Annotated in this window: 11 protein-coding genes, 2 tRNA genes and 1 other RNA gene; 4 read left to right on the forward strand and 10 right to left on the reverse strand. The window is 56.1% G+C overall.

The features are described 5' to 3' along the window. Positions 1–118: 118 nt before the first annotated feature. On the forward strand, positions 119–1267 hold the full coding sequence (gene mdoC / locus SOM48_RS02520; RefSeq protein ID WP_128483211.1) for a glucans biosynthesis protein MdoC: 1149 nt from the start codon (positions 119–121) through the stop codon (positions 1265–1267). A 20-nt stretch (positions 1268–1287) separates the two neighbouring features. Here the strand turns inward: mdoC and SOM48_RS02525 are convergent, their stop codons facing one another. The 6 genes from SOM48_RS02525 to ghrA form a co-directional block, all read right to left on the reverse strand. Further along, positions 1288–2781: a phospholipase D family protein gene (locus tag SOM48_RS02525; protein ID WP_369811747.1), complete on the reverse strand. Its 1494-nt coding sequence runs from the start codon at positions 2779–2781 to the stop codon at positions 1288–1290. After that, positions 2714–3256 (reverse strand): O-acetyl-ADP-ribose deacetylase, encoded by a 543-nt coding sequence (ymdB, locus tag SOM48_RS02530; protein ID WP_023481602.1) that lies wholly within the window; start codon positions 3254–3256, stop codon positions 2714–2716. Before ymdB ends, SOM48_RS02525 begins: the two co-directional genes overlap by 68 nt. A gap of 127 nt (positions 3257–3383) precedes the next feature. Then, positions 3384–3866 carry a DUF1097 domain-containing protein gene (locus SOM48_RS02535; protein ID WP_320511373.1) on the reverse strand — a complete coding sequence of 161 codons (483 nt, stop codon included), beginning with the start codon at positions 3864–3866 and terminating at the stop codon, positions 3384–3386. Positions 3867–3962: 96 nt separating this feature from the next. Continuing rightward, positions 3963–4523 (reverse strand): TorD/DmsD family molecular chaperone, encoded by a 561-nt coding sequence (locus SOM48_RS02540; protein ID WP_054803140.1) that lies wholly within the window; start codon positions 4521–4523, stop codon positions 3963–3965. Between the two features lie 20 nt (positions 4524–4543). Then, positions 4544–5281: a phosphatase gene (locus SOM48_RS02545; RefSeq protein ID WP_076769667.1), complete on the reverse strand. Its 738-nt coding sequence runs from the start codon at positions 5279–5281 to the stop codon at positions 4544–4546. A gap of 82 nt (positions 5282–5363) precedes the next feature. Continuing rightward, entirely contained in the window at positions 5364–6302 is a 939-nt protein-coding gene (ghrA, locus tag SOM48_RS02550; RefSeq protein ID WP_320511374.1) for a glyoxylate/hydroxypyruvate reductase GhrA, read from the reverse strand. A gap of 237 nt (positions 6303–6539) precedes the next feature. Between ghrA and SOM48_RS02555 the strand changes: the two genes are divergently transcribed. The 3 genes from SOM48_RS02555 (at position 6540) to SOM48_RS02565 (ending at position 7460) form a co-directional block, all read left to right on the forward strand. After that, a tRNA-Ser gene (locus tag SOM48_RS02555) sits at positions 6540–6627 on the forward strand. 45 nt (positions 6628–6672) lie between these two features. Continuing rightward, a non-coding RNA gene (locus SOM48_RS02560) (RtT sRNA) lies at positions 6673–6810 on the forward strand. Positions 6811–7372: 562 nt separating this feature from the next. After that, positions 7373–7460: transfer RNA gene (locus SOM48_RS02565), tRNA-Ser, on the forward strand. A gap of 431 nt (positions 7461–7891) precedes the next feature. Here SOM48_RS02565 and phoH read toward each other — a convergent pair. The 4 genes from phoH to efeU form a co-directional block, all read right to left on the reverse strand. Beyond that, positions 7892–8680 carry a phosphate starvation-inducible protein PhoH gene (gene phoH, locus SOM48_RS02570; protein ID WP_023481530.1) on the reverse strand — a complete coding sequence of 263 codons (789 nt, stop codon included), beginning with the start codon at positions 8678–8680 and terminating at the stop codon, positions 7892–7894. A 534-nt stretch (positions 8681–9214) separates the two neighbouring features. Then, entirely contained in the window at positions 9215–10498 is a 1284-nt protein-coding gene (gene efeB, locus SOM48_RS02575; protein WP_320511375.1) for an iron uptake transporter deferrochelatase/peroxidase subunit, read from the reverse strand. 2 nt (positions 10499–10500) lie between these two features. Beyond that, entirely contained in the window at positions 10501–11628 is a 1128-nt protein-coding gene (gene efeO, locus SOM48_RS02580) for an iron uptake system protein EfeO (protein WP_320511376.1), read from the reverse strand. Positions 11629–11677: 49 nt separating this feature from the next. Then, the gene (gene efeU, locus SOM48_RS02585; RefSeq protein ID WP_042713521.1) at positions 11678–12511 is read right to left on the reverse strand and encodes an iron uptake transporter permease EfeU; all 834 of its coding nucleotides are present in this window, start codon (positions 12509–12511) and stop codon (positions 11678–11680) included. Positions 12512–12791: the final 280 nt, after the last annotated feature.

A 12791-nucleotide genomic window follows, 5' to 3' on the forward strand; every position in this document is an offset into this window, starting at 1 on the left:
TTCCTTTTGCAGTCTTATCCTGGAGACAGGTTATCTGACATAGTGTAGGGTTGGTTTGGAATGTAATCATTATTTGTCTTATGGATAAGACGAAAAGTCTGAGAATGCACGGAGATATATGTCTAAATCCCCCGCACAACGTGAATATTTCCTTGATTCCATCCGCGCGTGGTTAATGCTGCTTGGGATCCCGTTCCACATTTCCCTCATTTACTCGAGCCATATGTGGCATGTCAACAGCACCTACCCGTCATGGTGGCTGACGCTGTTTAACGACTTCATTCACGCCTTTCGCATGCAGGTCTTTTTCGTCATTTCGGGTTACTTCTCCTATATGCTCTACCTGCGCTACCCGCTTAAACGCTGGTGGAAAGTGCGCGTTGAGCGCGTAGGCATTCCCATGTTGACGGCTATTCCACTGCTGACGTTGCCGCAATTTATTATGTTGCAACATGTTAAGGAGAACACCGCTAACTGGCACACCCTGTCTACTTATGACAAATTCAATACGCTGTCATGGGAATTGATCTCCCATTTATGGTTCCTGCTGGTGCTCGTTATATTAACGACGATCAGCTTGTGGTTATTCCGCGCCATCAAAAACAACGCCGATCGCCTGCTTAACGACATTTCTCTCGGCAAGCTTTCTGTCTGGTTTCTGCTATTGGGCATCGCCTGGGCGGCATTTCGTCGCGGCGTTTTCCTCTTCTATCCGGAAATATTGCGCGACGCGCTGTTTAATTTCACCGTTATGCAGACGCTGTTTTATATCCCCTTCTTCCTGCTTGGCGCCCTGACCTTTATCAGCCCGCGTCTGAAAAGCCTGTTTGTTACGCCATCGCCCTGGTGCATGGTGGGGTCGGCGCTGGCCTTTATCGCCTACCTGCTCAATCAGCGCTACGGCAGCGGTGAGGGGTGGATGTATGAAACAGAAGCAGTAATCACCATGCTGATGGGCTTCTGGATGGTGAATGTGGTCTTCTCGCTTGGCCACCGGCTGCTCAATTTCCAGTCTGCCCGCGTCAGCTACTTTGTTAACGCTTCGCTCTTTATCTACCTGGTGCATCACCCGTTGACGCTGCTGTTCGGCGCATGGATTACGCCGCATATTCAGTCGAACGTGGTGGGCTTTTTCACCGGATTGGTGTTTGTGATCGGCATTGCCATCGTGCTGTATGAGATCCACCTGCGCATTCCGCTGCTGCGCTTCCTCTTCTCCGGTAAGCCGCAGGAGAAGACCGCGAAATCACCGGTGCAGGCCGGGTAAAACGGCTGGCTGCTCTGACCTCAGAGCAGCCACTCCACCGGCAGCCAGTAGACCATGCGCACCAGAATGCGCTGCCACAGACGGGTATGCGGCTCCTTTTTCAGCACAATCTCCTCGCCATCCTGCTGTTCAATCCAGTTGATACGACCAAAGCGGTCAAGGCGTAGTTGCCAGGTGATATCTTTCTGGCTGCGCAGAAAACGGTGGTGGATCTGCTTTGCCAGCGTTTCACTATCAATGACAAAGCCCATCTCGGTATTCAGCACCGCGGATCGCGGGTCGAAATTAAACGAGCCGATAAAGACCTTTTCACCGTCGATACTGAAGGTTTTCGCATGCAGGCTGGAGCCGGAGTTACCGGTTAAACCACGGTCATGCACCGGGTGAATGGGGGCTTCCCCGCGCGTTGGTTTCAGTTCATAAAGCTCAATGCCGTGGCGCAGCAGCTTTTTGCGCCAGCGCGCATAGCCTGCGTGCACCACCGTGACATCGTTGGCGGCAAGGGAGTTGGTCAAAATGGCGATCTTCACCCCTTTACGCGCCAGCTGTAGCAGCAGCGCAACGCCCGCGCGCCCAGGCACAAAATAGGCCGAGATAATATCAATCTGCCGGTCCGGTTTACCCATCACATTGAGCAGTCGCTGCGGCAATAACGTGTGCTCGCGCGCTTTGCCCTCCCCTTTACGCGGGTCGTCGCTCAGCAGACGCGTTTTCGCCCACAATAGCGGCAGCGTGCCGTTTTCAAGGTGCGCGGCGAAATGCGTAGAAGCGAGTCTCTCCTGGTAGCGCACGGCGGTGATATCTTCCCGCCAGCTCTCCGGCAGACGAATGCGTTCGGCAATCTCCTCCGGCGACAGCGAGAGTACGCTGCGCAGTGACGAGACCGAGGCCGAGTTCCAGTAGCGCAAGAAATCCCGCTCCACCTCCTTCACCACCGGGCCGACCGCCATTACGTCGAGATCGGTAAACAGCGGCTCTTCGCCAATGCCGAAATAGGCATCGCCAATATTGCGCCCGCCGACCAGCGTCACCACGCCATCAACGGTGAAACTTTTATTGTGCATCCGCCGGTTAAGGCGCGCGAAATCCGTTAAATAGCCGAGCGCACGCAGGGAGCGAAAGGAGAAAGGGTTAAACAGCCGCACCTCGATATTGGGATGGTTATCGAGCTGGCGCAGTACGCCATCCATACCGAGCGTGTTGTTATCATCCAGCAGCAGACGCACCTTAACGCCGCGATCGGCGGCGGCAAGCAGCGCCAGCATCAACAAGCGGCCGGAGGTGTCATCTTCCCAGATGTAGTACTGCACATCGAGCGTGCGCTCCGCCAGCTCCGCTAACCGGTAGCGGGCGACAAAAGCGTCCATACTGTCATCGAGAATATGCAGACCGCAAAGACCGGGGTGCGCCTCACAAACGGGTGCAACGGCGCGCCCAAGCCGGGAATCAGCGTGCAGGGTCGGCACCGTGTTGGGTGAGTAGGCGTTGATAGAGTCGCAGAGTTTCATCGTCATAGCAGACAAAGTATATCTGCCGTAACAGAGAATAGCGGGTTAGATAATCCGAAACGGTGTTGATGGCGATCTCCGCCGCGGCCGCTTTCGGGTAACCGTACACGCCGGTGCTGATAGCAGGAAAAGCAATAGAGGCGTAGCCGTTCGCATCTGCCAGCTTCAGGCTGTTGCGATAGGCATCTTCGAGCAGATGGGCTTCGTTATCATTCCCGCCGCGCCAGACGGGGCCGACCGCGTGGATCACCGCTTTAGCGTTAAGGTTACCAGCGGCGGTAATTACCGCATGGCCCGGCGGGCACTCGCCCTGCTGCTGGCGAACCTGTTTGCACGCTTCAAGCAGCGCCGGACCGGCTGCGCGATGAATCGCGCCATCAACCCCGCCGCCGCCGAGTAAAGACGCGTTGGCGGCGTTGACAATAACATCCACCTCAAGGGTTGTAATATCCCCCTGAATAACCTGCATACGTGATTCCATTATGGCTCCCTTGTCGGTGCAAAACCGAGAACATGCACTAAGTGTATCCTGGCGCAACGGAAATGGTGGCGCCGCAAGCGAACCGGCAGGAAATATTGTCTGAAAGAGAGGGAAAGCGAACGGCTAATTACGCTTTTTTCACTGCCGCCGCGCGGGATGAACGACTCCGGGAGGCGAGCCACAGACCGCTATTTTTCATGGCATAGCCAAACAGCAATCCTACCGCCAGCGAAGGGAGTACCACTCTCCAGTCGCCCTGCCCGGCAAAGGTGGCGCAGGCGCCAATAAAGGTGCCGGGAACAAAAGAGAGCAGCAGGTTTTTAGCCTGCAGACACATCAGAAAAGCCACGATACCGGTCATCAGGTAGCCCACAATCTCAAGATGGGGAGCCAGTGCGCTACCGTACATAATCACCAGCGCCCAGATGACACCACTCATTACCGTGCAGGCAGAGATCGCAAGCCCCTTCAGCCCACCCTGCGGGCAGGCGAAATAGGCCGTACAGCCGAGAAAACCCGCCCAGCTTAAAAGTCCTGAAGCGACGGCAACCCAGCCCCAGAGCCCGGAGAGGATACCTGTCGTCAATGCGAGTGCGAAGAGTCTGTTCATGGCGCGCATCATAGCAGATGCGCGCCGCTGCAAAGTGACATTCACCACATAAATTTAAACAACGAACTCATCGTTGCAAATTATTTGTGACTCAAATCACTCTTCGTTCTCTGACTCTTCCTGAAGCTCTTCCCACATAGCGGCAATCGCATCGCGGGAGAGCTCGGCCAGCGTGCGCCAGAACGGCGTCGTAGCGTGGGCTTCCACTTTGCCAAAGAAGGTGCCGCACCACGGCAGCAGGTACTCCGCGAAGAGGGTTTCCAGCGCTTCGCTCTCATCTTCCGCTGACTGATCTTCCAGCCAAGAGGCTGCCAGCAGGAGCGTACCAATATGATCGGCCGGCGCAGCGCTCAGCGGCATGCCGCGGCTGGATAAAAACTCGCGCACCTCCGCTTCGCTCGCCCCTTCAACCCATGCACTGCGCAGCGGCGAGACGCGACACTCATCGCCGACAAACAGCGCGTTGTAATCGGCAGCCAGCGTCTGGGCATCGCAGCTTTTTTGCAGACGCTCCAATAGCGCATCCTGCTCAAGCGGCCAGCTCTCTGCCAGCTTTCCTTCGCGGATCATCGTGTAGAGCGGCACCAGCAACGGATCCTGCGGCTGGCGGTAAAAGAGCGAGCCCAACACGCGGCAGAGAATAGAAAATTCGTTCATTCAGTAGTTCCAGTCAGTATTTAAAGTTCAGCAAATTCATCAATCGGCGCCATGCCGCGTGACTCAAGGAAGCTCAGCATGCGGCGCGGTGATACGTTCAGGATGCGATCCTCCGGGAAGCCGACCTCATCCAGCACTTTGCGGCACTCCGTGAAGTCGCCCAGCGTAAAGGCGGTATGCGAGTCGGAACCGAGCGCCACCCAGCCGCCCGCGTCACGCACGGCAGCGGCAATGGCGCGGCAATTCGCTTCACTGCCCTTGCGCGAATGGATAAAGGAGGAGTTGTTAATCTCCAGCGCCACATCATACTTCGCGGCCGCGGCGGCCACCGCCGGAATATCAATCTCAAACTTGGGGTTACCAGGGTGGCTAATGATATGCACATTACCGCTGGCAATGGTGGCGATCATCGCCTCGGTATGGCTGGCTTTATCCTGCGGCGGGAACACCGGCTCATGAAAACCGGCCACGATCAGATCAAGCGCATCAACCATCGGCCCGGTGCAGTCGATTTCGCCCGCACGGTTTTTAATATTGGCTTCGATACCGCGCAGAATGCCGACGCCGTCGACCAGCCGCGGCCAGATACGCATATTGATAAAGTGCCAGTGGTGAGGGGCATCGGCCATGTCAGGGCCATGATCGGTAATGGCGAAGAGCTTAATGCCTTTGCGTTTCGCTTCGGCAATATAGTCATGCAGCGTGCTATAAGCGTGGGTGCTGGCGACGGTGTGCATATGCAGGTCAACGGGGTACATGGCTCACTCCTGTAGTCAATTGCGCAAGAATAGCAGCTATTGTTATGCAGTTTAATGAAAACCCGGCGCGGCCGGGCCTCTCTCAATATCCTCGCGCCCGGTCAACGCGACCGCTCACCGCCTCGCCGCGCTCAAGCTGGCGAATGGTGTGGCAGATATAATCAATCGCTTCATGGGGACGGGTCACGGCGGCAATATGCGGCGTAATGGCGACGCGCGGGTGCGCCCACAGCGGGTTATCCGCAGGCAATGGCTCTTCACGGAATACATCCAGCATCGCGCCCTTCACTTTGCCGCTCTCAAGCGCCTGCAAAAGATCCGCTTCCACAAGATGCACGCCGCGCGCGAGGTTGAGCAGATAACTCCCCTCTTCCAGTTGCGCCAGTAAGGCATGATTGATAATGCCTGTGGTCTCCGGCGTGTTCGGCAGTAGGTTGATCAATACTCGCGTACCGTGCAGGAAATCCCCAAGCTCTTGCGCGCCGGCAAAACTGGTGACGCCTGGCAGATCTTTTCGGCTGCGGCTCCAGCAGCGCAGCGGGAATCCCCACGGTCGGAGCGCTTCGGCGACTTTTGCGCCCAGCACCCCGGCGCCAAGAATGCCGACGGTAAAATCCTTATGCGCATACTCCTCAAGGGGTTGCCACTTCGCCTCGCCTTTTAGCGCCTGGTAATCATCAAAGCGGCGGAACCAGTGCAGCAGCTGGCTTACGGCATACTCCTGCATCTGCTGCGCCATGCCGGTGTCTTCAAGGCGAAACAGCGGCACTGCGGCGTCGAGCATCTGCGGATGCGCCTTAAGTTGTCCGAGAATCGCATCGACGCCTGCGCCGAGGGCAAACACCGCCTTTAGTTTCCGCCCTTCAAGCATCTCCACGGGCGGATGCCAGACCAGCGCGTAATCAGCGGGGGCATTATCGCCCGGCGTCCAGACACGGATATTGGCATCCGGCAGTGCTTCTCGCAGGGCGTTCACCCAAAAGGCGTTATCGAATGAGGGGTGATAAAAGAGGATCTCCATCGGCGCTCCAGTCTTGTTGTGGGTGAGGCATTTTTATGCGGCTGATAAGCATAACAAATATCCTCTCCAGCGCGTGGCTTAAGTGCCAAGGCGAGAAAAAAAGCGTTTTCAGAACGTTTAAGAAGCAGGTTGTTTGAAGTTTGTCTAAACGCACTAATTTATTGCAAAAGAAGATTGACGCGCCTACGGGTTTTCCCTACATTAGCGCCCGTCCCGACGACATCGGGACAACAATGTGGTGAGGTGTCCGAGTGGCTGAAGGAGCACGCCTGGAAAGTGTGTATACGGCAACGTATCGGGGGTTCGAATCCCCCCCTCACCGCCATTATTTAAGATGAGAGCCTGTACGAAAGTACGGGCTTTTTTCTTTTATATTCCCCGAACAGGGGGGATGAGAATCCCCGACCGGGGTTCGACAACGGGCGACAGCACATTGGACAGACCACGAACGCAGTGAGTGGGCTGCCCGCAGGGCGAGCGAAGCGAGTCAATCCCCCCCTCACCGCCATTATTCGAAGAAGAGCTCGCATGAAAATGCGGGCTTTTTTTTCGCATGTACCTCCGCGCCAGGGGGGATGAGAATCCCTGACCGGGGTTCGACAACGGGCGACAGCACGTTGGACAGACCACGAGCACAGCGAGTGGGCTGCCCGCAGGGCGAGCGAAGCGAGTCAATCCCCCCCGGTGCACGCGTCGGCATCGGAGCCAGTGCCTGATGGCGGCTGCGCCTTATCAGGCCTACGCGCAGATCTCCCTCTTGCATCACCAAACATTTCAAAATGCCAACACCGTGCCATGTCTAAATGCCTGATGGCGGCTACGCCTTATCAGGCCTACGTGATTGTGCCTCCTCAACCATCAAACCTGCTCTGCTCCGTAGGCCGGATAAGCGTGAGCGCCATCCGGCATTTTTATCCCTGCAAATCCCGGCATTTCCGCCACCAATCCACGCCGTTGCTCACACCTTAAGCGAACAATCATCATGGCTGAAAATCTGCTTGACCGCTTCAGCGCAACTCCCTATAGTAGCGCCCCGTTGCCCTCCTGTATGGCGGGTGGCAATACAATGTGGTGAGGTGTCCGAGTGGCTGAAGGAGCACGCCTGGAAAGTGTGTATACGGCAACGTATCGGGGGTTCGAATCCCCCCCTCACCGCCATTATTTGAAGAAGAGCTCGCATGAAAATGCGGGCTTTTTTTTCGCATGTATCTCCGCGCCAGGGGGGATGAGAACCCCCGACCGGGGTTCGACAACGGGCGACAGCACGTTGGACAGATGACGAGCCTGCGAGTCAGCTGCCCGAAGGGCGAGCGAAGCGAGTCAATCCCCCCCGGTGAACGCATCGGCACTGGAGCCAGTGCCTGATGGCGGCTACGCCTTATCAGGCCTACGCGCAGATCTCACTCCGCGCATCACCAAACATTTCACCATGCCAACATCGTGCCATGTCCAATTGCCTGATGGCGGCTACGTCTTATCAGGCCTACACGCTGCGCCTGATCAGCCGTACGTGGTTACGCCTTCCCTTCCCCACAAAAAATAAAACCCGGTTTCCCGGGTTTTAACGCTAACTGTATCTTGCGCGCCGTTTAATCGTAGGCTTTCAACGTGCGCTGGCAGAGGGCGGAGCGTACGCAGTCGTCTTTATTAAAGCGCACCACACCAATCATCTCGTCCTCTTCAAAACGTGCCAGTGCATCGCTCAGCCCCGATTTAACACCGGAGGGCAGATCGCACTGGGTGATATCGCCGTTAACAATCACGGTCACGTTTTCCCCGAGGCGCGTCAAAAACATCTTCATTTGCGCAGCGGTGACGTTCTGGGCCTCGTCAAGAATGACCACCGCATTTTCAAACGTACGTCCGCGCATATAGGCGAACGGCGCGATCTCCACCTTGCCAATTTCCGGGCGCAGGCAGTATTGCATAAAGGACGCACCAAGACGTTTCAACAGCACGTCATAGACGGGCCGGAAATAGGGTGCGAACTTCTCCGAGATATCGCCGGGTAAGAAGCCGAGATCTTCATCAGCTTGCAGGACCGGCCGGGTCACGATAATCCGCTCCACATCCTTATGGATCAGAGCCTCTGCAGCTTTCGCCGCGCTAATCCACGTTTTCCCACAACCCGCTTCGCCAGTGGCGAAAATCAACTGCTTAGTCTCAATCGCATGTAAATAATGCGCCTGAGCCTCATTGCGGGCAGCAATCGGAGAGTTATCACGGCAATCCCGCGCCATGCCAATTGCTTCTACACCACTCATCTGCACAAGCGAGGTGACCGACTCTTCTTCACGCTGTTTATGGCTACGTGAATCACGTCTCAGCACGCGTTTCGCTTCACGACGAGCTTTGATCACTGCTTTCTGTCTTCCCATGGATAGCACCTTGAGTTGTTGGTTTACATCACACGCATCGAAATCGACGCGATTATGCGCACGAACGTCTGAGGGTTGGCTTCCTTGTAAGCCATGGCTTGCCTTTGAAAATGACATGGCGCAACGAACAGCAAAACCGTCTGCCACATCGTCAGAAGGAGTTAAAAAATAGGAGGAGGAGAAATCAGGGGTGAAAAAGTCGTTGCCGGAGGTGTGCTCCCCGGGCCGGATTTTGCGAGGTCGTTTTGTCTGTCCACTACAGCACTTTACCATCCGCGATCTCCAGAAGACTTCATCACCGCAGGGATAACCGAATGAACTGCTCATCTAAAGCGTAGCATCAATGCAACAATGTTTTTACTAAACATTAACAGCTACGCACCCTGCGTCGTTTCACAGAGTCTCTTCGATGAATATTACAGAAATATAACAGATACTTTGTAATACATTAAAATTATGCGTGGATGGCAGAAAAAGTATGTCAAATTGCTACAGATAACAGAATATCCTGCCCGGACGGGCAGGATAGGATCTTCACGCTTCGAGCAGAGACTGGGCAAGATAGCTCTGGGTTGACTTCACGCCGGGTAACGCGAAGAAGAAACCGCCGCCGATGGGCCGGATATACTCCTCCAGCGCTTCGCCATTCAGCCTTTTTTGCACGGTCAGGAAGCCTTTCTCCAGATCGTGCTGATAACAGACAAACAGCAAGCCCATATCGAGCTGGCCAGCGTTGGTGACGCCGAGGGAGTAGCTGTAGCCCCGGCGCATCATCAGGTTCGCCTGCGTCTCTTTCGTCCGCGGGTTCGCCAGGCGGATATGACTGTCGAGGGCGATAACCTTGCCCTCGGGATCGCTGGCGTAATCAGGCACATCGTGCTCATGCTGCATGCCGAGCGGCGCGCCGCTCTGTTTATCGCGCCCGAAAATAGTCTGCTGCTCTTTCAGCGGCGTGCGATCCCAGAACTCAACGTGGAACTGGATAATGCGCACCGCCTGATAGCTGCCGCCTACTGCCCATGCTGGCTCTCCCTGATCGCCGGTCACCCAGACAATCTTATCCATCAGCGGCGCATTGCTGCTGTCGGGGTTCGCGGTGCCATCTTTAAAGCCGAGCAGGTTTACCGGCGTCTCTTTCCCGCGGCTGCGCGCGGCGTGGTCGGAGATAAACCCTTCCCGCTTCCAGCGCACGCTGAGCAGATCCGGCGTGTGCTTGATCACATCGCGCAAGGCGTGGATCACCGTGTCCTGCGTATTCGCGCAGATCTGCAGTAGCAGATCGCCATGACAGAGCGCGGCATCAAGCGAGTCGTTAGGAAAACGCATCATCTTTTGCAGCTTCTTCGGTTTCTGCGCCGCAAGACCGAATCGTTCATCAAACAGCGCAGACCCGACAGAGACCGTCATGGTCAGGTTATCCGGCGCGATAAACGGCCCGAGAATACCGGAATCCATCGGCGGCAGTCGCGGGTTTGGTGTCTCCGGCGCCGGGCCGCCCGCCGTCAGGAAAGCAATACGATCGGTGAGCAGGCGAAACAGGCGGATAAGATCCGCTTTATCCGCCGCCAGCACATCAAATGCCACCAGCATCATCGAGGCCTGCTGCGGCGTTAAGATGCCCGCCTGGTGATCGCCGTAAAACGGCTGCTTTTCCATACGCGAGTCGGGCGAGAGCGTTCCCGGCGCGCTTTGCGGTTTTGCCGCATGCGCGACCGGACAACCGCCGGCGAGAGCAAGCGCGCCACCCAGCGCGCCCATCCCTTTTAACAACCGGCGCCGCGAAGGTTCGCTAACGTCGTTTTCTTCATGCTGCTTCATTATTAATCCAGTCCAAGTACGCCGCGCAGCTGCGCCAGATCTTCTGCCAGGGTGGTGATTGGCCCCTTCAGCGCATTACGATCGGCATCGGTCAGCTTGTCATAGGTCTCAAAGCCCGTTTTGGTGCGGTACTTCGCTAAAATGGTATTCACTTTCTTGAAGTTAGCGTCCACTTTCGCAAGCAGCGCGCTGTTCTCTTTTTGCAGCTGCGGGCGCAGCAGGTCGACAATCTTCTGCGCGCCTTCGATATTGGCTTGGAAATCCCACAGGTCGGTATGGCTGTAACGATCCTCTTCACCGCTGATTTTGCTCGCTGCCACCTCTTCAATCAGCCCGGCTGCGCCGCCCACCACTTTTGACGGCGGGAAAGCCAGCTCATTGATGCGGGTTTGCAGTTCAAGCACATCGTGATTGAGCTTATCGGCATAGCTAGCCATGTCTTTGACGCTGTTGTCGCCAAACAGCGCCTTCTCAAGGCGGTGGAAACCGGTGAATTTCGGGTCGGCGGCTTTCTGCTCGTAATCATCTTCACGGGCATCAATGCTGCCATCGAGATCGGAGAAGAGCTCAGCAATCGGCTCAATGCGCTCGTAGTGCTGGCGCGTCGGCGCGTAGAGCGCTTTCGCTTTTTCGATATCGCCCGCTTTCACCGCATCGGCAAAGGCTTTGGTGCCGGAGACCAGCTGCGTGGTTTCGCCAACGACATAGGCTTTATAGGCGGTGATCGCTTCGCCAAGGCTCAGCAGTGCATCCCCCTTCGCCGCGTCAGCCGTCGCTTCACCTTTGACCACTAATTTCCCTTTCGGGTTGGTTAACAGGCCGCAGGTCATCTCATATTCGCCCGGCTGAAGATTGGCGGTAAGCTTCTGGCTGAAGCCCGGCGCGATGTTTTCGCGCTCTTCAACTACCATCACGCCTTTAAGGATCTCCCACTCCAGCGCTTTCTGGCTGTGGTTGAGGATAACAAACTGCGTTTTGCCGGAGTTGACCGTCAGGTTCATCGGTTCGCACTGCTTATCCGTCACCGTCACTTTTACCTGCGGCACATCCGCTGCCTGTGCCCCAAACGCGCACGCCATCAGCGCGGCGACCCCGAGTTGTACTGCGCTACGTCGAAAAAGAATTGCCATGACCCTTCCCTTTAATAAGTGTGTTGTAACTAAGAATCGTTATAGAGGCTTACGGCGCAGCGCGGGAGGGCTGCGCACCGGCGCGCGGCGGCATGACAAACAGCACCAGCGCCGGGATCAAATAGAGGAAGTAGACTGCCACTTCGCTGACGCTTGGCGTCTCCTGGTAACCAAAAATACCCTCCAGCAGCGTGCCGGTCAGCGAATGGGTGGTCAGCACGTTACTTAAATCAAAGGCCACATCCTGGAAGTGGTTCCACAAACCCGCCTCGTGGAAAGCGCGGATTGCGCCCGCAGCAAGCCCGGCGGCAACGAAAAGAATAAACAGGCTGGTCCATTTGAAAAACGCGCCGAGATTGAGGCGCACGCCGCCCCAGTAGAGCAGAAACCCGAGCACCACGGCGGTGGCAAGGCCAAGCACGGCACCGAGCGGCGGCCAGATGCCGACATCTTGTTGAAACGCCGCCAGCAGGAAGAAGACCGACTCCAGCCCTTCACGGGCGACGGCGAAGAAGACCATCAGGATCAGTGCCCAGCCGTGGTTATTGCTGCGCGCCAGCGCGGTATCGACGGCCTGCTCCAGCTGCACTTTGACGTTGCGCGACACGCGGCGCATCCAGAACACCATCCAGGTGAGGATCACCACCGCAATCGCTGCGACAATTCCCTCAAACAGCTCCTGCTCTCTTTGCGGGAACTCGCCGGTGGTTTCATTAATGGCGATGCCAAGGCCCAGACAGAGCGCGGCGGCGAGAAACACGCCGATCCACATCACGCTGATCCAGCGTCCGCGTTGGGTGCGTTTAAGATAACTGGCAATCAGGCTTACAATCAGCGCCGCTTCCAGGCCTTCACGCAACATAATAAGGAATGGGACAAACATAGAACCGCCTTTGTGTTATGCACCGTCAATGGTTGCAAAGAAAGGTAAATTGCATTGATAGTGATTATCATTACGGCAGGAAGAAACTCAAGCGAAAAATATGTTGAGAATGATAACCGGATGTAACCGGCTAGCAGGCTAACGACTCTCTCCCTCACCTTATGCAGAAGCCGTTGAAAAGCAGAAAAAAGTTAGCTAACGAAGCATTATCTTTCTGTTTACCGTCCCTCACGCCTGTGGCTAAATAAACGCCCGTTTCGTTTACCTGGCTACGCCCAAC

The organism is Kosakonia sp. CFBP8986 (assembly GCF_034044935.1).
GTDB classification, from domain to species: domain Bacteria; phylum Pseudomonadota; class Gammaproteobacteria; order Enterobacterales; family Enterobacteriaceae; genus Kosakonia; species Kosakonia cowanii.